The organism is Agromyces tardus (assembly GCF_003710805.1).
In the GTDB taxonomy this organism is placed as follows: domain Bacteria; phylum Actinomycetota; class Actinomycetes; order Actinomycetales; family Microbacteriaceae; genus Agromyces; species Agromyces tardus.
In genome coordinates this window covers 23,429-42,174 of record NZ_RHHB01000007.1, presented here as the reverse complement: position 1 = coordinate 42,174, position 18,746 = coordinate 23,429, and the positions used below count along the sequence as shown (strand labels likewise).

At 69.2% G+C, this 18,746-nt stretch carries 19 protein-coding genes; 16 read left to right on the top strand and 3 right to left on the bottom strand.

What is annotated here, in order from left to right:
* Window positions 1-108: 108 nt before the first annotated feature.
* A complete protein-coding gene (locus EDM22_RS06385; RefSeq protein WP_122936233.1) occupies window positions 109-3,318 on the bottom strand; it encodes a glycosyl hydrolase in 3,210 nt (1,069 codons plus the stop codon).
* 158 nt (window positions 3,319-3,476) lie between these two features.
* On the opposite strand from EDM22_RS06385, the gene EDM22_RS06380 reads away from it, so the two are divergent.
* From EDM22_RS06380 to EDM22_RS06315, 14 genes are all read left to right on the top strand, one after another.
* Complete coding sequence (locus tag EDM22_RS06380; protein WP_122936232.1) at window positions 3,477-4,436, top strand: carbohydrate ABC transporter permease; 960 nt, start codon at window positions 3,477-3,479, stop codon at window positions 4,434-4,436.
* 4 nt (window positions 4,437-4,440) lie between these two features.
* Window positions 4,441-5,277 (top strand): carbohydrate ABC transporter permease, encoded by an 837-nt coding sequence (locus EDM22_RS06375; protein WP_122936231.1) that lies wholly within the window; start codon window positions 4,441-4,443, stop codon window positions 5,275-5,277.
* Between the two features lie 7 nt (window positions 5,278-5,284).
* Window positions 5,285-5,659, top strand: a complete 375-nt coding sequence (locus EDM22_RS06370; RefSeq protein WP_122936230.1) for a nuclear transport factor 2 family protein — start codon at window positions 5,285-5,287, stop codon at window positions 5,657-5,659.
* Between the two features lie 18 nt (window positions 5,660-5,677).
* Entirely contained in the window at window positions 5,678-6,472 is a 795-nt protein-coding gene (locus EDM22_RS06365) for a TIM barrel protein (protein ID WP_122936229.1), read from the top strand.
* Window positions 6,469-7,995, top strand: a complete 1,527-nt coding sequence (locus EDM22_RS06360) for a GMC oxidoreductase (protein WP_122936228.1) — start codon at window positions 6,469-6,471, stop codon at window positions 7,993-7,995. Before EDM22_RS06365 ends, EDM22_RS06360 begins: the two co-directional genes overlap by 4 nt.
* 92 nt (window positions 7,996-8,087) lie before the next feature.
* Window positions 8,088-8,486 carry a C-glycoside deglycosidase beta subunit domain-containing protein gene (locus tag EDM22_RS06355; protein ID WP_122936227.1) on the top strand — a complete coding sequence of 133 codons (399 nt, stop codon included), beginning with the start codon at window positions 8,088-8,090 and terminating at the stop codon, window positions 8,484-8,486.
* Window positions 8,483-9,586 (top strand): sugar phosphate isomerase/epimerase family protein, encoded by a 1,104-nt coding sequence (locus EDM22_RS06350; protein ID WP_122936226.1) that lies wholly within the window; start codon window positions 8,483-8,485, stop codon window positions 9,584-9,586. The genes EDM22_RS06355 and EDM22_RS06350 overlap by 4 nt, the downstream gene beginning before the upstream one ends.
* A gap of 29 nt (window positions 9,587-9,615) precedes the next feature.
* The gene (locus tag EDM22_RS06345; protein WP_122936225.1) at window positions 9,616-10,656 is read left to right on the top strand and encodes a sugar phosphate isomerase/epimerase family protein; all 1,041 of its coding nucleotides are present in this window, start codon (window positions 9,616-9,618) and stop codon (window positions 10,654-10,656) included.
* Window positions 10,649-11,413, top strand: coding sequence for a nuclear transport factor 2 family protein (locus tag EDM22_RS06340; RefSeq protein WP_122936224.1), 765 nt, complete (start codon window positions 10,649-10,651; stop codon window positions 11,411-11,413). Before EDM22_RS06345 ends, EDM22_RS06340 begins: the two co-directional genes overlap by 8 nt.
* A gap of 9 nt (window positions 11,414-11,422) precedes the next feature.
* The gene (locus EDM22_RS06335) at window positions 11,423-11,839 is read left to right on the top strand and encodes a C-glycoside deglycosidase beta subunit domain-containing protein (protein WP_122936223.1); all 417 of its coding nucleotides are present in this window, start codon (window positions 11,423-11,425) and stop codon (window positions 11,837-11,839) included.
* Window positions 11,836-13,041: a Gfo/Idh/MocA family protein gene (locus EDM22_RS06330; protein ID WP_245989249.1), complete on the top strand. Its 1,206-nt coding sequence runs from the start codon at window positions 11,836-11,838 to the stop codon at window positions 13,039-13,041. Before EDM22_RS06335 ends, EDM22_RS06330 begins: the two co-directional genes overlap by 4 nt.
* A gap of 11 nt (window positions 13,042-13,052) precedes the next feature.
* The gene (locus EDM22_RS06325; protein WP_122936222.1) at window positions 13,053-14,054 is read left to right on the top strand and encodes a sugar phosphate isomerase/epimerase family protein; all 1,002 of its coding nucleotides are present in this window, start codon (window positions 13,053-13,055) and stop codon (window positions 14,052-14,054) included.
* A gap of 167 nt (window positions 14,055-14,221) precedes the next feature.
* Window positions 14,222-15,244 carry a VOC family protein gene (locus EDM22_RS06320; RefSeq protein WP_122936221.1) on the top strand — a complete coding sequence of 341 codons (1,023 nt, stop codon included), beginning with the start codon at window positions 14,222-14,224 and terminating at the stop codon, window positions 15,242-15,244.
* 163 nt (window positions 15,245-15,407) lie between these two features.
* Window positions 15,408-15,887, top strand: a complete 480-nt coding sequence (locus EDM22_RS06315) for a RidA family protein (RefSeq protein ID WP_122936220.1) — start codon at window positions 15,408-15,410, stop codon at window positions 15,885-15,887.
* A 119-nt stretch (window positions 15,888-16,006) separates the two neighbouring features.
* On the opposite strand, the gene EDM22_RS06310 is transcribed toward EDM22_RS06315, so the two are convergent.
* On the bottom strand, window positions 16,007-16,576 hold the full coding sequence (locus tag EDM22_RS06310) for a dihydrofolate reductase family protein (protein WP_122936306.1): 570 nt from the start codon (window positions 16,574-16,576) through the stop codon (window positions 16,007-16,009).
* A gap of 34 nt (window positions 16,577-16,610) precedes the next feature.
* Window positions 16,611-17,222, bottom strand: coding sequence for a dihydrofolate reductase family protein (locus EDM22_RS06305; protein WP_122936219.1), 612 nt, complete (start codon window positions 17,220-17,222; stop codon window positions 16,611-16,613).
* Between the two features lie 144 nt (window positions 17,223-17,366).
* Between EDM22_RS06305 and EDM22_RS06300 the strand changes: the two genes are divergently transcribed.
* Window positions 17,367-17,807 carry a DUF1801 domain-containing protein gene (locus EDM22_RS06300; protein ID WP_170964043.1) on the top strand — a complete coding sequence of 147 codons (441 nt, stop codon included), beginning with the start codon at window positions 17,367-17,369 and terminating at the stop codon, window positions 17,805-17,807.
* Between the two features lie 8 nt (window positions 17,808-17,815).
* Complete coding sequence (locus tag EDM22_RS06295) at window positions 17,816-18,679, top strand: aldo/keto reductase (protein ID WP_122936217.1); 864 nt, start codon at window positions 17,816-17,818, stop codon at window positions 18,677-18,679.
* The last annotated feature ends 67 nt before the right edge of the window (window positions 18,680-18,746 follow it).

Genomic DNA, 18,746 nt, shown 5'->3' with positions numbered 1-18,746 from the left:
TGCTGGCTCGGCCGCTGGCCGCAGAGTCAGCCTGTCACACATTCGCCTGATTCCGACATTAGTATTGATTATGCGAGGCAATAGCCCCGCTGATCCGCTGACTCTCACTCACTCGGCCGAAGCGCGGACCGCGGCACTGAGCGCGACGGGCCCGGCCAGGCCCGCGGGCATCGGCTCCGCGGTCGCATCGAACACCGCGGTCATCGGCGCGAACACCTCCCCGGTCGGCGCGGCGGCTTCGGCGATCAGGCGGTTCCGCCACGGCGTGGCCACCTCCACGTCGAGGACGTTCCGGCCGGGCCGTACCGCCCGGGTGACGTCGACCACGAACGGCGCCGTCCACGCGACGCCGCAGTCGACCCCGTTGAGCGTCACGCGCGCGAGGTCGCGCACGGTGCCGAGGTCGAGCAGGAGTCGATCCGCTGCCGCCTGCGCTTCCGTCAGCGCGAACGCGAGCCGGTAGCGGCCGATCCCCGAGAAGGCCCGCGACGCGTCGTCGAGCTCGGTCCAGAACCGCGGATGCCCCGGCATCGCCGTCGTCGGCGAGCCGCCGACCGTGCACTCCCAGTCGCCCGTCACCTCCACGCGCTGCTCGAGCATGGTGGGCGCCGGGGCGTGGGCCGAGGGCAGGATGAACACCGAGCCGAAGGCCGGCAGCGCCACTACGTAATCACCGCGCCCGACGACGCGGAGCGGTTCGGCCACGAGCCGGACCGGGTCCCATGCGACGAGGGGTTCCGTCGGCTCCCACATCGAGACCACCAGCTCCACCGGCTCGCTCGACGGGTTGGCCAGGAAGGTCACGAGCCGGCCGTCGATGCGACGCGAGATCCGGCGCACCGGCGCGCCCGTCACCTCGAGCGACGGCCGCATCCCGAGCTCGCGCAGGGCCGAGGCGACGTCCGCGGTCGCGAGGACCGCGCCGCTCGCCCGCGCGCCCGACCAGATGCGCTCGCACACCTCGTCGACGACCCGTGGGTCGTCGGCGAGCGACGGCGAGCCCTCGGGCCGATTCCCGATGACCGTGGCACCCAGGTCGAGCAGGCGCTCGATCGCGAGCAGCGTCGGCAGGGTCATCCGTCGGCTCGAGCCTCCGAGCACCAGCGCCCGGTAGCTCGCCCCGTGCGCGACGAGTCGGCCGTCCTCGACGCGCAGCACGTCCGCGAGCGCGTCGGCCCCGACGTAGTCGAAGTCGAACCCGGGTGGAACGGTCGTGTCGATCTCGCGAGCGAACAGCCCGGTGACGGGTGCTTCCTCGCCGACGAAGACCGCGACGTCGACCGCCGGCGAGCCGCCGCTGAGCACGGCCGAGCAGCGCGCCAGGTAGTCGATCCACGGCCGTGCCATCCCCGACCAGGTCTCGTTGATCGTGAACGCCTGCCCGAGGAACGGCGCGAGGGCGATGCCGGGCGGCGGAGCCGCGATCGGCTGGTGCGGCGAGGTGTGGATGCAGAACCGGGTCACGCCGAGCGCGAGCTGCAGGTCGGCGACGTGCTTGAGCGAGCGCGGCGACGAGGCCCATGGCCGGTCGAAGGACGTGAAGGCCTCGGCGCCGACCCAGCGCCTGCCGTGCACGTGCGCGACCGATGCGGCGCCCTTGAGGTCGGCGAGGTAGGTGGGCGCCGGACCCGCTTCGGGGTCGAACGTCCACATCGCGCCCATCGGCACGTCGGCGTGCGAGCGCATCGCGAGGTCGTCGCCGAGTTGCGGGCGGCCGTCTTCGAGCGCCTCGGCGTAGTAGGTCATGCCGCGCCCATGCGCTTCTGCGGCGAGTGTTCCGTAGTACTCGGCCGCGAGCAGCTCGGCGACGGTGCGGCGATAGTCGTAGAGGAATCGATCGGATGCCTCGGGCGAGCCGACGAGGATCCCCGCGAGCGCCGGGAGCCATGGACCGGCGTCGTAGCCGCGCAGGCGCGCGAAGTGCTCGAGGATCCGCTCGGTCCAGTTCTGCGAGCCCGCCTCGATGCTGTCGCTGAGCAGCGCGCCGAAGCCGCCGCCGAATCGCGAGAGGTGCACGTCGAGGTACGTGCTGACGCGCTCGCCGTCGAGCTTGTCGACCTCGAGCCCCGTCGCATCCGCCGGCGCGGGGCCGTTGGTCTGCCCCGTGAGCGACGCGCCGAGGCGCAGCACGCTCCAGGAGCCGGGCGGGGCGTCCCAGCGCAGCACGCCGTCGCGAACGTGGTCGGTGAGGTCGAGTACCGCGGATGCCTCGACGACGCCGACGCCGACGCGAGGGTCCGACTCCACCGCGAAGTAGTCGGGCGCCGCACCGAACCCCGCCTTGACCTCGGCGTCGGCCACACGGCCGGCCGTGCGCAGGGCGAACTCCGACAGGAGGAAGCTGTCGGCCTTGCGCAGCACCGGCGGAACGCGCACCCCGTCGGCGATCGGCGGCAGGGCGTCGTCGGCCGAGGCGCCCGACAGCACCACGCGGAATCGACGTGCGGTGACGGCGGGGAAGCTCGCGGTGCGCGCCGGAACCGTGCTGGGTGGGAGTTCAACGATGTCCTGATACCCGATGCCGTCATCGCTCGCCTGCAGCACCGCCGTGGGCGGCGGGGCCGCGCCGAATCCGCGTGGTCCGGGCAGGCCCACGACGACCGAGCGCACGGTGGTGGGCTGCGCGAACTCCTGTTCGACCCACGCCGCCGACCAGGCGTCGGGATCGCGGGGGAGCGAGAGAGTGCTGGCGAACGATCCGTCCGTCAGGCAGGACCAGTCCCCGATCCGGGACGAGGCGTGGACCTCGGCGGGAACGAGGGGCTCGCGCGCGGCATCCGCCGGGAAGGCGAGCACGCGCCAGTCCGCGGCGAAGCGCGCGACGTCGTCACCCCCGCCCCAGCGCGGGCAGTCCTGGTAGAGCCCCGGCACGTCGGGCAACGGGGTCAGGGCGGTCTCGACCGCGCCGCCGCCGACGACCGGGGTCTGCGACCAGACCACCTTCTTCATCGCGTCGACCGGTTCGACCCACGGTCCGCCTGCTGCGCTCCAGCCGGATGAGGTCGCGACCGCGAGCTCCATCTCGAGCTCCGACGCGGTGCCTACCGCCGTGCCGACTGCCTCCGCCCAGGCTTCGGAGCCGGGGCGGATGGCCTCGGGCACGACGAGCGGACCGCCCATGCCCCCGTCGAACAGCTGCACGCCGCGCACGCCGACGCCGTGCAGCCACTCGAGGTCGCGCACGATGCCCGCGGGGTCGACGTTCCCGTCCATCCAGTGCCACCACACGCGGGGGCGGGCCTCGTCGGGCGGGTCGATGAAGGCGTCCCACAGCGGATCGGAGTCCGGCCACGGCGTCGTCGACGGGTGCTCGCTCATAACGTTGAATCCTTCCAGTCGGATGCCTCGGCCCACGGCCCCCCGTACTTATACGCGATATCGCGACAACTAATGTGTGTTTTAGACGCAAGCGTGGGAGAGTAGCCGTGCGCCTTCGAATGCCAGTGGAGCGCGTGACGACGATGTCAGGAAGCAGAATGACCGTGACGATGCAGGAGAGCACCCGCTCCATCACCGTGCCGCCCGACGCACGGAACACGCCGCCGCCACGTCGCAGGGGCCGCAAGCCCCTGATCACGTTCGGCCACTGGTGGTGGGCCCTTCCGGCGATCGCCCTCGTGATCGGCGTGCACTACGTCGCGACGCTCACGGGCGGCTTCTTCGCCTTCACGAACTGGACCGGCCTGGGCGATTGGGACTTCGTCGGCCTCGACAACTTCGTCCGCATCTTCCAGGATCCGCTGCTGCTCGGCGCCGTCTGGAACACGCTCTTCCTCGCGTTCGCCTCGGTGATCCTCACGAACGTCTTCGGGCTGCTCTACGCACTCGCGATCAACCGCATGCTCAAGACGCGTTACCTCCTGCGCACCCTCCTGTTCATGCCGGTGGTGCTGAGCCCCCTCGCGGTGGCCTACGTCTGGAAGTTCATCTTCCAGTTCAACGGGCCCCTCAACGGCCTGCTCGGCTTCCTCGGCCTCGAGGAGCTGCAGAAGGTCTGGCTGGCCGACCCGACCTGGTCGATCTGGGCGATCCTGATCACCGTCGTCTGGCAGCAGACCGGCTTCACGATGGTGATCTACCTCGCGGGCCTCGCGAGCGTGCCCGTCGAGGTCGAGGAGGCCGCGGCGCTCGACGGCGCGGGCATCTGGGGCCGGTTCTGGCACGTCACCGTGCCCGCCATCCGCCCGTCGATCGCGATCGCGACCACGCTCGGCATCATCCAGGGCCTGCGCATCTTCGACCAGATCCTGGCCCTCACGGCCGGCGGTCCAGCGGGGGCGACCGAGACCCTGGCGACCGAGGTGTACAAGCAGGCGTTCTCGCTCGGGCAGTTCGGCTTCGGGTCGGCGCTCGCGCTCGTGCTCACCGTGATCATCCTCGCGTTCGCGATCCTGCAGCAGTACGTGACGCGCGACCGCTCGCTCGGGAAGGACTGACGCCATGTTCCGCTATACCAAGCTCACCGCGTTCCGGGAACTGCTCGTCTGGCTCGTCACGCTCATCGGCCTGCTGCCGCTCTACATCCTCGTCGTCACCTCGCTCAAGACCGACCAGGAGGCGCTGACCACGAGCGCGATCGCGCCGCCGACCACGGTCGACTTCGGCGCGTTCGTCGAGGTGCTCACCACCACGGGCCGCAACAGCATCCCGATGAGCATCGTCAACAGCGTCATCATCACGGCCGGGGCGATCTTCGGCCTCGTGCTGCTCGGCTCGATCGCCGCCTACGTCATCGCGCGCCGCACCCGCACGTGGAGCACCCTCACCTACTACCTCGTGCTCATCGCGATCATCCTGCCCGCCCAGCTCGGCACGGTGCCGCTCTACATCGGCGCGCGCACCGTCGGGCTCACGGGCAATGCGCTCGGCATGATCCTGCTGTGGATCGGCATCCTGCTTCCGCTCTCCGTGTTCCTCTATGCGAGCTTCTTCCGGGGCATGACGACCGAATACGAGGAGGCCGCGGTCATCGACGGGGCCACGCCGACGCAGACCTTCTTCCGGGTCGTGCTGCCGCTCATGTCGCCCGCGACGGGAACGGTCGCGATCCTCGCGGGCCTCATCGTCTGGAACGACTTCTTCAACTCGCTGATCTTCCTCGGCGGCTCGGAGACGCAGACGCTGCCCGTCGCGATGTACACGTACGTCGGCGGGCTCGTCTCGGCGTGGAACAAGATCTTCGCCGTCGTGATCATCTCGATGATCCCGATCCTGCTGTTCTACATGTTCGCCCAGAAGCGGTTCATCCAGGGCTTCGCCGGCGGGCTGAAGGGCTGACCGGCAGATGAGCACCGACAACCGGGCCGCCTTCGAGCGGTTCGTGGAGCTGTTCTATACCCGGAAGCGGGTGGCGGATGCCTTCGCCGAGCTCGTCGCGGACGACTACCGCCAGCACAACCCGACCATCGGCGACGGCCCGGCGGCGGCGATCGCGATGCTGACGCCGAAGTTCGACGGCTCGCCGGACGCCCGGTTCGAGGTGCAGCGCATCCTCGTCGACGGCGATCTCGCGATGGTGCACGTCAAAGCCTCCCGCCCCGGCGCTCCCGACGCCGCGGTCGCGGACATCTACCGATTCGAGGACGGCCGGATCGTCGAGCACTGGGACGTGCTGCAACAGGTCCCCGTGCATGCCGCCCACGACCATCCGATGTTCTGACCACCGAAGGACGCCTCCATGTACCAGCTCGCACCCAACATCGAACTCCTCTTCACCGAGGCCGGCGACTATCACGACCGCGTGCGCGCGGCTGCGGCATCCGGCTTCACCGCCGTCGAGATGTGGGGGCCGACCGGGGTCGACGCGCCGTCGACCCCCAAGGACCTGCCCGCGCTCAAGGCCGCGCTCGAGGAGACCGGAACCCAGCTGACCGCCCAGCTCGCCGAGCCGCGCACGCAGTTCATGATCCCGCCGTGGGATCACTCGGAGTTCTTCCGCAAGCTCGACGAGGGCGTGGAGATCGCGCACGAGCTCGGTACGCCCCGCATCGTCGTGGGCAGCGGCACCGGGTTCGGCGGCTGGAAGCGCCAGGTGCAGCTCGACAAGCTCATCGAGATCTACCAGAAGGCCGTCGCGCAGATCGACGGCTCGGGCATCACCCTCGTGCTCGAACCGGTCAACGTGCGCGTCGACCACCCGGGGTCGCTGCTCGATCGCACGAGTGAGGCGGTGTACGTCGCGCGCGGCGTCGACTCGCCGTTCTTCGGCGTGCTCTACGACCTGTACCACTCGACCGTCGAGGGCGAGGATGTCGCGGCCGAACTCGCGAACGCTGGCGATCTCATCCGCTACGTGCAGCTCGCCGACGCCCCCGGACGCGGCGAGCCCGGGAGCGGGTCGATCGACTGGCCGGCCTCCCTCGCGCTGCTGCGGGGGTCGGGCTACGACGGCCCGATCGGCCTCGAGTACTACCCGACGACGGCGTCGGCCGAGTCGGTGAAGCTCATCCAGAAGCTCGCGGCCGACGCATGAGCGTGCGGACCTACCCCGAGGCGGTCGACGTCGCGATCGTCGGCAGCGGACCGGCGGGCGCGACCTACGCCCGGGTCCTGAGCGAGCAGGCACCCGGCGCGACCATCGCGATGTTCGAGGTCGGCCCGACCGTGTCCGACCCTCCCGGGGCGCACGTGAAGAACATCGCCGATCCGGCGGAGCGGGCTCGAGCACAGGAACTGTCCGCCGGCCCTGGGGCGGGGGCGGCGACGGTCGCCAACCCCGGTGCCGTCAAGAGCGGAGAGCGTCGGGGCCGCCCCGGCACGTTCCTGCTCGACACGGGCTACCAGGTCGAGGGCGAAGACGGGCTGCCCGTGGCGGCGATGTCGAGCAACGTCGGCGGCATGGCCGCGCACTGGACCGGCGCGTGTCCGCGACCTGGCGGGAGCGAGCGCATCGCCTTCCTGTCCGACCTCGACGAGCTGCTGGGCGAAGGCGAGCGGCTCCTGGGCGTCACCAGCGATGCCTTCGACGCGTCGCCGTATGCGCAGCTCGTGCGGGATCGCCTCGTCGCCGCGATCGACGAGGGCCGCTCACCGGAGACGCGCGTGCAGAAGATGCCGCTCGCGGTGCACCGTCGCGACGACGGCCGCCTCGTCTGGTCGGGATCGGACGTCGTGCTCGGCGACGTGACCCGTGGGAACGGGAACTTCACGCTGTTCGACGAGAGCCTCGTCACGCGGGTGCTGCTCGAGGCCGGCCGAGCTGCGGGAGTCGAGGTCACCGACCGGCGCACCGGCGAGACGCACGCCGTGCGCGCTCACTTCGTCGTGGTCGCCGCCGATGCGCTGCGCACGCCCCAGTTGCTGTGGGCGTCCGGAATCCGTCCGACTGCGCTCGGGCGCTACCTGAACGACCAGGCGCAGATCGTCTTCGCTTCGCGGATCCGGGATGTCGTCGCCGATGCCGCCGACAGCTCCGGTGCCACCGGGTTGAGCGAACAGTCCGGCGTCAGCTGGGTCCCGTTCACCGACGACATGCCCTTCCACGGGCAGATCATGCAGCTGGACGCCTCGCCGGTGCCGCTCGCCGAGGACGACCCGGTCGCGCCCGGGTCCATCGTCGGCCTGGGGCTCTTCTGCGCGAAGGACCTGCAGGAGTCCGACCGGGTGGAGTTCTCGGAGGCCGAAACCGACGCCTACGGCATGCCCGCGATGACGATCCACTACACGCTCACGCCGAAGGATCACGAGACCATCTCCCGGGCCGGCGACGAGATCGTGCGCCTGGGCAAGGCCGTCGGCGAGCCACTCGACGAGCGGCCGTTCACGATGCCGCTCGGGTCGTCGCTGCACTACCAGGGCACCGTGCGCATGGGCGAGACGGATGACGGCTCCAGCGTCTGCGGCCCCGACAGCCAGGTCTGGGCCGCACCCGGGGTGTACGTCGCCGGCAACGGCGTGATCCCCACGGCGACGGCGTGCAACCCGACGCTGACCGGCGTCGCGCTCGCGGTCCGAGGCGCACGGGCCATCGCGCAGGAACTCGCGAGTTCCGTCTAGCTCCTTGCTTATGTCGAATTCAGACTTTAGGATGTAGAAACCATGACAAAGATGTCCCGCCGACTGCGTCGGCACAGAACCTGGAGGCTCTCGTGATCCCCGATCGCATCATCGAGCAGGGAACGCTCACGACCACCGGCGCACGCTCCGCCGTCGAGGTCCGCCTGCCCTGGTACCGGGCGCTCCCCGGGTCCTGCATCGCCGGTGCGAAGCTGCGCATCGACGGGGTCGAGGCGCCCACGGAGTCGCTGCGCTGGCAGATGAACGGCCGCGAGTTCGGCTTCGACGAATTGGTCGACGAGACCGGCGAGTGGTGGTTCCCCACCGACTCCGCGGTGCTGTCGGGCGACCTGCCCGTCGAGGCGGATGACGCCGAGCACCAGGTCGATGTCGACCTGAAGCTCTACATCCCGTACATCATCATCGGCGACGGCGAGACGCTGCACATCGAAGAGCACGACCGCAAGACCATGAAGGCGGTGCAGGCATGACCCGCGCACTCGGCACCCCCATCCAGGGCGTCACGCTCTACAGCTTCACGCGCGCCTTCCACGCCCGGGAGTACGACCTCGAGGGATTGGTCCGCAAGGTCGCCGCCGAGGGCTACGGCCCCGGACTGGAGATCATCGGCTTCTCGAGCTTCCGCGGCTTCCCGGCCGTCGACGACGCGTACGCCGGCTGGTTCCGCGACCTGGTCGCGGAGACCGGGCTGGTCACGACGTCGCTCGCGGTGAACGCCGACATCGGCATCCATCGCGATCGCCTGCTCACGCAGGACGAGCTCATCGAGTACATGACCCTGCAGATCAAGGCGGCGGCACAGCTCGGCTTCCCGATCGCGCGCGTGCAGATCTCGATCACGCCCGACTCGATGGAGGCGCTCGCCCCGATCGCCGAAGCGCACGGCGTGACGCTCGCGCTCGAGGTGCACGCCGACCAGTACGCCTCCCACCCGCGCATCCTCGCGCTGCGCGACCGGTACGAGCAGGTCGGGTCCCCCTTCCTCGGCTTCACGATGGACTGGGGCGCGACCGTCACGGGCTTCGCCCCGTCGCTGCTCGAGGCGTACCGCCGTCGTGGCGCGTCGGACGAGCTGCTCGCCAAGGTGGTCGACCTGTGGAACACGTTCTACGAGCAGGGCCCGCCCGCCGACCAGGCCGAGCACGGACAGCGGTTCGGCGCGTTCATCGGCCTCGCCGCCCAGAACGGCCGCCCCGACCTCGGCATCGACTTCGGCATCAACGGCACCGGCCTGTTCGGCCCGGCCCGGGTCGACGACTGGCTCGAGATCATGCCGTGGATCCGGCACGTGCACGGCAAGTTCTTCGGCATCGACGAGACGGGGGAGGAGCCCTCGGTTCCCGTGCGCGACCTCGTGCGCCTGCTCGTCGAGCAGGGTTACTCGGGTGCGATCTCGAGCGAGTACGAGGGCTGGCACTGGAACCACTGGCAGAGCCCCTTCGACATCATCCGCGGCGAGCAGGCCGTGCAGCGCTCGGCCGCCGAGGCGGCGGGCTCCCGCATGATCACGGATGCCGCGGAAGCACGCCGCATCCTCGATTCCCACCTCGCGCAGCCCGTCCGCGGCTGACCCCCTTCGACAAGCTCAGGGACACAGAAATGACTGAAGACAACGGCATCGCCGGCACCGGGATCAAGCTCGGGATCACCCTCTACTCGCTCACCTCCGAGTTCGCCGCGGGGCTCTACACGCCCGATACCCTCATCAAGGCAGCGGCCGATCACGGCCTCGGCCCGGGCATCGAGTTCAACATCGCCCAGATGCTGCGCACCTACCCCGACGTCGACGACGAGTTCGTCACGATCTGGCGCGACAGCATGGACCGCTACGAACTCGAGCCCAGCGCCATCGGCACGAACCTCGACATGGGTCGCCGCAAGGACCGCGACATGACGCCCGACGAGGAGCACGACTTCCTGGCGCGCCAGCTGAAGACCGCGCACACGCTCGGCTTCAAGAAGGTCGTCATCCGGTCGCACGGCAAGGAGCTGCTGCGCAGCCTCCTGCCGCTGGCCGAGAAGTACGACCAGTACCTCGGCTACGAGATCCACGCGCCGTCGGGACCGAACAACCCGCAGGTGCTGCAGATGCGCGAGATGTACGACGAGCTGCAGTCGGAGCGCCTCGGCTTCACGGCCGACTTCTCGTCGACGATGCACAGCCTGTCGCCGACCCTGCTGCGCACGCTCGGCCAGATGGGCATGGACGAGAAGCACTTCCCCGTGATGGACGAGATCTGGCACGAGCCGACGCCGATGCACGTGCGCAACCAGAAGTTCGAGGACTACCTCTCGGGCGAAGGCGTCGACTTCCTGCGCTTCGGTCCGTTCACGCGTCTCGCGTTCAACATGCACGGGCTCGTGCCGCCGGAGGAGTGGCTCGACATCATGCCGCAGATCTTCCACGTGCACGCCAAGTTCTACGACATCGACGAGACCGGGCAGGAGCCGGCGATGGACATCCCGCGCATCGTGCGCCAGTTCGTCGAGGGCGGGTACCAGGGCTACCTCTCCAGCGAGTGGGAGGGCCACGCGTTCTCCGACCTCGGCGAATCCGACCCGATCGACCTCGTCAAGAAGCAGCACGCGCTCATGCGTCAGGCGATCGAGGACACCGTGAAGGCGCGGGCCGTTGTCTGAGATCGCCGAACTCCAGGCCGAGCTGGCAGCGCTGCGCGACGAGGTGGGCGCCGTGCGCGCACTCGCGCAGCACGCTGCCGACCGCGGGGCGGTCGAGAACCTCTTCAACCGCTACATGTACCTGCACAACGCGTTCCAGGACGAGCAGATCATCCCGCTGTGGGTCGCCGAGGGCACGCCCGGCATCCGGGCCCGCTACACGAACGCCGGCCAGTACACCACGTGGGAGAGCGTGACCCGCTACCACCGCGACCGGCCGAGCCCCGAGGGCAAGCTCATCCTCCACGCGACCACCACCCCGGTCATCGAGGTCGCCGCCGACGGCGAGACCGCGAAGGGCGTCTGGCTCATGGCCGGCACCGAGTCGGGACTCACCGACCCGACGGTGGCCGAGGCGTTCCCCGACATGTACTCGCCGGACGAGGTCCTCGGCAAGAAGGTCTGGGCGCACTGGGTCTGGTGCAAGTACGCCATCGACTTCCTCAAGCAGGACGGCGAGTGGAGGTTCTGGAAGTTCCGCTGCTACGAGCTCGCCCGCGCGCCCTTCGAGGAGAACTGGGTCAGCTTCGGCCTGAAGAACCAGGGCGCCTTCGACCTCGACCTCATGTACTTCGGCGACGACGGCAAGCCGGTGTTCATGCCGCCCGCCGATGAGCCGGTGCCCAGCACGAACCACCCGTACAGCCCCACGACGGTGCAGCAGCTCGAACCGGTGCCGCCGGTCGCGCACGACACCTTCGCAGACACCTTCAAGTAGGGACCGATCATGGCCACGCACAATTCCCTCTTCTCCGAGCAGGACGTCCGTCGCACCGCCGACGGCATCGCCGTCTCGGTCCAGCTCCCCTGGTACCGCAGCCTCTGGCTGTCGGCCGTCGACGACGTCGCGGCATCCGTCAACGGCGTGGAGGTCCCCAAGGACCGCCTGCGCTTCGAGCTCCAGGGCCGCAGCTACCGCATCGAGGAGCTGCCCGACCAGTGGGAGACGCTCTGGTTCGTCGCCGACCGGCCCGACGTCGTGATCTCCCTCGACGATGCACCGGCGGCGGGCGAGAAGCTCACCGTCGAGGTCGTGCTCACGATGCGCCTGCTGTACATGCAGATCATGCCGGGCGTCGACGGCGGGCCCGGCCGGTACGTCACCAACCGCGTCCCGGTCGAGCGCGAGGTCGTGCTGGCATGACCGTTCGACAGGCTCAGCGGCCGGTGCTGCGGGTCGCCATGATCGGCCACGGCTTCATGGGGGCGACGCACTCGCAGGGGTGGCGCACCGCGCCCCACGTGTTCGACCTGCCGGCCGACATCGAGATGACCGTCGTCGTGGGCCGCAACGCGACGGCGACGGCCGATGCCGCGGCGAAGTGGGGCTGGGCCGAGTCGGCCACCGACTGGCGCGAGGTCATCGCGCGCGACGACATCGACCTCGTCGACATCGTCACCCCCGGCGACTCCCACGCCGAGATCGCGATCGCCGCGCTCGAGGCCGGCAAGCACGTGCTGTGCGAGAAGCCCCTCGCGAACACCGTCGACGAGGCCGAGGCGATGGCGGATGCCGCTGCCCGCGCCGCCGCCCGCGGCATCCGCGCCATGGTGGGCTTCACGTACCGTCGCGTGCCGGCGGTGACCTTCCTGCGCGACCTCATCGCCGAAGGCGTCGTGGGCACGGTCCAGCAGGTGCGCGCGGCGTACCGGCAGGACTGGCTCGTCGACCCGCAGATGCCGCTCGCGTGGCGGCTGCAGAAGGAGCACGCCGGTTCCGGCGCGCTGGGCGACATCGGCGCGCACATCATCGACATGACGCAGTTCGTCACCGGGCAGACCGTCGACGCCGTCTCGGGCACGATCGACACGATCGTCAAGGAGCGGCCGCTGCTCGGTTCGGGTTCCGGCCTGTCCGGCGTGGCCGCCGAGGGGTACGGCGAAGTCACCGTGGACGACGTCGCGATCTTCACCGGTCGCCTCTCGAGCGGCGCGCTCGTGTCGTTCGAGGCCACCCGTTTCGCCACCGGTCGCAAGAACGCCCTGACCCTCGAGGTGTCCGGCGACATGGGCGCTCTCGCGTTCGACCTCGAAGACCTCAACAGCCTGCGGTTCTACGATCGGACGACGCCGGACGACCGCCAGGGCTTCACGAAGATCCTCGTCACCGAGGCGCGGCATCCGTACGTCGCGGCATGGTGGCCGCCCGGCCACATGCTCGGCTACGAGCACGGCTTCAGCCACCAGGTCGTCGACTTCGTCACTGCCGTGGCCGAGGGAAGCGACCCGCACCCGAGCTTCGCGGAGGGCCTCTCGGTGCAGCGCGTGCTCGACGCGGTCGAGCGCAGTGCCGAGAACGAATCGTCCTGGGTTCGCGTCGCCGTGAGCGTCCCGGCATCCACCTGAAGGAGAGAGCAATGGCACGACCCATCACCCTGTTCACCGGCCAGTGGGCCGACCTCCCGTTCGAAGAGGTCGCACGGCTCGCCGGCGAGTGGGGCTACGACGGCCTCGAGATCGCGTGCTGGGGTGATCACCTCGACGTCTCGCGGTGGGATGACGCCGCCTACGTCCAGTCGCGGCTCGACATCCTCGAGCGCAACGGCCTGTCGGTGTTCGCGATCTCGAACCACCTCACCGGACAGGCCGTCTGCGACGACCCGATCGACGAGCGCCACCGCGACATCCTGTCGGACCGCGTGTGGGGCGACGGCGAGCCCGAGGGCGTGCGTCGCCGGGCGGCGGAGGATCTCATGGACACCGCTCGCATGGCGGCGAAGCTGGGCGTGAAGACGGTGAACGGCTTCACCGGATCGTCGATCTGGAAGGCCGTCGCGATGTTCCCGCCGGCGTCCGACGCGTTCATCGCCCGCGGCTACCAGGACTTCGCCGACCGCTGGAACCCGATCCTCGACGTGTTCGAGGAGGTGGGCGTGCGTTTCGCGCTCGAAGTGCACCCGTCGGAGATCGCGTACGACTACTGGACCGCGAAAGCCACCCTCGACGCGATCGGGCACCGCCCGAGCTTCGGATTCAACTTCGACCCCTCGCATTTCGTCTGGCAGCAGTTGGACTACATCGCGTTCGTGCTCGACTTCGCCGAGCACATCTTCCACGTGCACGTGAAGGAATCGATCACGAACCTCGATGGTCGCAACGGCGTGCTCGGCTCCCACCTCGCGTGGGCGAACCCGCGGCGCGGGTGGACGTTCGTCTCCACCGGCCACGGCGCCGTGCGCTGGGAGCCGCTCTTCCGCGCGCTCAACGCGATCGGCTACGAGGGCCCGACGAGCGTCGAGTGGGAGGACGCGGGCATGGACCGGCTGATCGGGGCGCCCGAGGCGCTCGCCTTCGTGCGCGCCCTCGCTGAGATCACCCCGCCCGCCGCCGCCTTCGACGCCGCGTTCAGCACGAAGTAGCCGCTTCTCCGCGCATGGGACGGGGCGCTGGACCGATGGGTCCGGCGCCCCGTCTGCATATCAGCACGAGCGATTCACGGCATAGTCAGAATCGGGTTCCCTGATGACCGCCTCCCCGCGAGAGTGGGTTTGGGGCAAGTTCCGAGCCCCCCTGGAAAGGATCGAAGATGATCAGCTTGCTCTCCCACCTCTCGTACGTGGCCATCACGTCGCCCGACGTCGAGGCATCCGTCGAGTTCTACGAGAAGCAGGTGGGCCTCACCGTGGTCGACCGCGTCGACGGTGCCGTCTACCTGCGCTGCTGGGGCGACTACTACGCGTACTCGGTCGTGGTCGTGCCCGGTGCCGAGCCCTCGCTCGCGACGATGGCCTGGCGCACCTCCAGCCCCGAGGCGCTCGAGGAGGCCGCGAAGCGCATCGAGGCCGCCGGCGTCGAGGGCGAGTGGGTCGACGACGTGCCGCACATCGGCCGCGCCTACCGCTTCACCGGCCCGTGGGGCCACAGCATGACCCTGCACTGGGACGTCGAGCACCACCACGACACCGACAGCGAGGCCGCGTCGATCTACCCCGACCGCCCCTCGCGGCGCAGCAGGATCGCCGGAGCTCCGCGCCAGCTCGATCACGTCACGGTCGCCACGAGCGACGTCGACGCCTTCGCGAAGTGGTACAACGACGTGCTGGGCTTCCGCATCATGGCCCGCACGGTGCTCGACGAGGCGCCCATCTCGGTGTTCTCGGTGCTCACCACGAACGAGAAGTCGCACGACCTCGGCGTCGTGCTCGACGGCTCCACCCGCGCCGGACGCATCAACCACTACGCGTTCTGGGTCGACACCCGCGAGGAGCTCCTCATCGCCGCCGACCTCCTCATGGAGAACGGCGTGCCGATCGAGTACGGTCCCTCGATCCACGGTATCGGCGAGCAGAACTTCCTCTACTACCGCGAGCCATCGACCCTCCGCATCGAGCTCAACACGGGCGGCTACCGCAACTACGTGCCCGACTGGGAGCCCAACACCTGGAAGCCCTCGCTCGGCTCGAACAACTTCTACCGCAACAGCGTCATGCCGATGTCGATGACCGAGTCGTTCCCCGCCGCCGACGGCCCCTCGGCGACCGAGGAGGGCGTGCCCGACGAGATCAAGGACGCGCTGCTCAACCCGTACGCCAAGCAGGGCCGCGGCTGACGACCGCTTCCGCCTCCTGACCGGCCCGCCGGGATCGCCCCACGAGGGCGGCCCGGCGGGCCGGATTCGCGTGCGAGGCCATCACCGAACCACCCACCGTCGCAGTCACGGCACCGGGTGGCACTAACATGAGATAACGTCATGTTTCGCGGAGGCGATTGAAATGACTTCCACACCTCAGGCATCCACGGTCGTCGGCAGACGCCTGATGGACGCGGGGTATGTGCTTCCCGCGGTTCCGGAGCCGCGAGCCGACTACCTCCCGGCGAAGACCGTCGGCGACTTCGTCTTCCTCTCCGGGCAGGTCCCGTTCGTCGACGACGAACTCCAGGTCCGAGGGCGCGTGGGAGACGAGGTCTCCGAGGAGGACGGGACGAACCAGGCCGCACTGGCCGCCTTGAACGCGCTGAGCGCAGCGCACCGTCACCTTGGAGGACTCGACGACGTCGACGTGGCGAGCATGACCGTCTACGTCGCGAGCGCACCGAACTTCTCCAACCAGCATCTCGTCGCGAACGGAGCGAGCAAGGTGGTCGGCGTCGCGTTCGGCCCTCATCCGCGCACGTCCGTCGGCGTGACCGCCCTGCCGCTCGACGCCGCCGTGGAGGTCCAGCTCGTGCTCCGGCTGCGCCACGCCCCATAGTTACGTGGCGCCGGGAGAATGATGATGCGTATGGACGCACGCTCCTGGCGCTTCGCGGCTCACGGTCCCACGACGTCGTCCTGGAAGAACGTTGCCGCGAATGATGCGTCCGATCGCGGCTACGACGTCGCTCGCGTGGGCCGGTATCGAAGGGCGACCGCCCCCGACCGGAACTCGTGGCGATCCACGAGCTCGAGCTGGATCCGCTCGCGCAGACCGGCGAGCAATGTCGGGCCGTGCCCGGCGAGGACCGGCTGCACGACGAACTCGTACTCGTCGATCAGGCCCAGGTCTGCCAACGCCACAGGGAGGGTCACACCGCCGACCCACAGGCCCTCGCCTGGCTCCTGCTTGAGCCGCTGCACCGCTTGCCCCACGTCGCCGCGCACCAGCTCGGCATTCCAGTCGACCCCGTCCAGCGTGGCCGACACGACGTACTTCTTCGCCCTGTCGATCGCCTCGGCGAACGGCAACTGCCACTCACCCACCCAGTCGGGCCACGCGCCCGTGGCCGGCTTCCGCCACGCCGACTCCATCATCTCGTAGGTCACCCGGCCGAACAGCAACGCATCGGCTCGCTCCATCTGGGCGGTCCAGTAGCGCATCGACTCCTCGTCCGGAGGGATCCCTGCCTCGTGATGGCAGCAGCCGTCGAGTGTCACGTTGATCGAGTATCGAAGTGGTCTCATCGCTTCCCTCTCCGCCGACCCGTGCATCGGGTCGTCATCGGGCCGCCGGTCGGCGGTAGCGGATGTGGGTGGCGAGCGGCGAATGCAGCACCTCCACGGGCTCGAACCCGAACGAGTCGACGCCGTCGAAGATCCGCTCGCCGGACCCGAGCAGCACCGGAGCGATGTCGAGCGTGAGCTCGTCGATGACCCCCGCGGCGAGCGCCTGCCGAACGGTCGAGGCGCCGCCCGCGATGTCCACGCCCTCGTCACCGGCCGCCTCACGCGCCTGTGCGTAGGCGGCGTCGAAGCCGTCGGTCACGAAGAAGAAGGTCGTCCCGCCCTCCATCTCGATGGGCTCGTGGGCGTAGTGGGTGAGCACGAACACCGGTGCATGGTACGGCGGCTCGGGTCCCCACCAGCCGCGCCAGTCCTCCTCCCACTCCCCGCGGATCGGCCCGAACATGTTCCGGCCCATCACGTAGGCGCCACGTGGGCGCATCAGCCAGCCGGCCGCGATCTCGTCGGCCTCGGTGGCCCGCTCGTCGCCGATGTGCCAGCGGTGGAGCTCGATTCCGCGCTTGCCGAGTGGGTCCTCGCGACTCTGGTCGGGCCCGGCGACGAAACCGTCGAGCGAGATCGACATGTGGCAGGTGGTCTCCGGCATCCGCGGCCCTTTCGACGGTGAGTGCGATCCGCACATAGTGGCCCGCAATCTCCCCGCGCGCAATGGCAGGCTGCCGCCCCACTCGCGATGGAGTAGCGTCCAGGGATCGACGCCCTCACTGGGCCGGAGACGATGAGAGATGGAATGACCGACCACGACGGCCGCTCAGTCGAGCGTTACCCCGCTTCGCTCGATGAGCAGACGCTCGAGGACAGCGAGAGGCTCATCGAGATGATGCAGCGCATCAGCGGGCACGAGCCGACGCTGTGGAATGTCGGCACGCTCGGGTTCGGCACCTACCACTACCAATACGACAGCGGACGCGAAGGCGACGGTCACACGATCGGCTTCTATCCGAGGAACGGCCGACTGACCATCTATCTGATGGATGGCACAGCACGCCACTCGGAACTCCTGGCGAAATTGGGCAAGCACACCACCACGGGATACTGCGTCTACATCAGGCAGCTCGGCGATGTCGAACTGCCAGTGCTCGAGCGGATCGTCCGAGAGTCCTACGAGTTCGTCGAGTCGAAGTCCCAGGCCGGGCCGATACGTCAGATCTTGTGGAAAGCCCAGGAGTAACCACCGGGATGTCCATCAACGGGAACATCGTCTTGAACGACGGCGCCACGATCCCACGGATCGGGCTCGGGGTCTACCTGGTGACGGATGTCGCCGAGTGCGAGTCCAGCGTGACCACGGCACTGGATTCCGGCTACCGGCTGGTCGACACCGCGATCGCATACCGGAACGAGCGAGCGGTCGGCCGGGCGATCCGGTCCTCGACCGTCGCCCGCGAGGACATCTTCCTCACGACCAAGCTCTGGCCCTCCGACTACGGGCTCGACAAGGCTCGCGACACCATCAACGGATCGCTGGAACGCCTCGACACCGGGTACATCGACCTGCTCCTCCTCCACCAGCCCGTCGGCGATGTGCTCGGCGCGTGGAAGGCGATGGAGGACGCGGTCGAGCGCGGCGTCGTGCGGTCCATCGGAGTGAGCAACTTCGCCGTGCCCGACCTGGAGCTGCTCCTCGATTCGGCTCGGGTGCGGCCGGTGATCGATCAGGTCGAGCTGCATCCGCATTGGCAGCAGCCGGCGTTGCTTCCCTACCTCGCGCAGCACGAGATCGTGGCGGAGGCGTGGTACCCGCTCGGGCACGGGTCGAAGGGGCTCCTCGGCGAGCCGGCGATCACCGCGGCGGCAGCGGCCCACGGCAAGTCGCCGGTGCAGGTCATCCTCCGCTGGCACACCCAGCGGGGCTTCGTCGCGATCCCGAAGTCCACCGATCCCGCTCATATCGCGGCGAACATCGACATCGACGACTTCGAACTCACCGAGGACCAGATGGCCGCCATCGACGCGCTCGGCAGGAGCCGCCCGATGTTCCGGATGCCGCGTTGGCTGATGTCCGCGGTCATGCCACGCGTGCGCATGCGCCAGCTGCCCTGACCTCATCGTCATCGTGTGGTGCCCGATCTCGATGCCATCGCCACCCGCCCGGGCGTAGGATGCCGCC

Coding starts and splice junctions, on each gene's coding strand:
- EDM22_RS06310 (WP_122936306.1), bottom strand. CDS start 16,576: ATGAGACCACTTCGATACTCGATCAACGTGACACTCGACGGCTGCTGC.
- EDM22_RS06295 (WP_122936217.1), top strand. CDS start 17,816: ATGTCCATCAACGGGAACATCGTCTTGAACGACGGCGCCACGATCCCA.
- EDM22_RS06315 (WP_122936220.1), top strand. CDS start 15,408: ATGACTTCCACACCTCAGGCATCCACGGTCGTCGGCAGACGCCTGATG.
- EDM22_RS06370 (WP_122936230.1), top strand. CDS start 5,285: ATGAGCACCGACAACCGGGCCGCCTTCGAGCGGTTCGTGGAGCTGTTC.
- EDM22_RS06380 (WP_122936232.1), top strand. CDS start 3,477: ATGACCGTGACGATGCAGGAGAGCACCCGCTCCATCACCGTGCCGCCC.
- EDM22_RS06330 (WP_245989249.1), top strand. CDS start 11,836: ATGACCGTTCGACAGGCTCAGCGGCCGGTGCTGCGGGTCGCCATGATC.
- EDM22_RS06385 (WP_122936233.1), bottom strand. CDS start 3,318: ATGAGCGAGCACCCGTCGACGACGCCGTGGCCGGACTCCGATCCGCTG.
- EDM22_RS06300 (WP_170964043.1), top strand. CDS start 17,367: ATGACCGACCACGACGGCCGCTCAGTCGAGCGTTACCCCGCTTCGCTC.
- EDM22_RS06350 (WP_122936226.1), top strand. CDS start 8,483: ATGACCCGCGCACTCGGCACCCCCATCCAGGGCGTCACGCTCTACAGC.
- EDM22_RS06375 (WP_122936231.1), top strand. CDS start 4,441: ATGTTCCGCTATACCAAGCTCACCGCGTTCCGGGAACTGCTCGTCTGG.
- EDM22_RS06325 (WP_122936222.1), top strand. CDS start 13,053: ATGGCACGACCCATCACCCTGTTCACCGGCCAGTGGGCCGACCTCCCG.
- EDM22_RS06365 (WP_122936229.1), top strand. CDS start 5,678: ATGTACCAGCTCGCACCCAACATCGAACTCCTCTTCACCGAGGCCGGC.
- EDM22_RS06320 (WP_122936221.1), top strand. CDS start 14,222: ATGATCAGCTTGCTCTCCCACCTCTCGTACGTGGCCATCACGTCGCCC.
- EDM22_RS06335 (WP_122936223.1), top strand. CDS start 11,423: ATGGCCACGCACAATTCCCTCTTCTCCGAGCAGGACGTCCGTCGCACC.
- EDM22_RS06345 (WP_122936225.1), top strand. CDS start 9,616: ATGACTGAAGACAACGGCATCGCCGGCACCGGGATCAAGCTCGGGATC.
- EDM22_RS06305 (WP_122936219.1), bottom strand. CDS start 17,222: ATGCCGGAGACCACCTGCCACATGTCGATCTCGCTCGACGGTTTCGTC.
- EDM22_RS06360 (WP_122936228.1), top strand. CDS start 6,469: ATGAGCGTGCGGACCTACCCCGAGGCGGTCGACGTCGCGATCGTCGGC.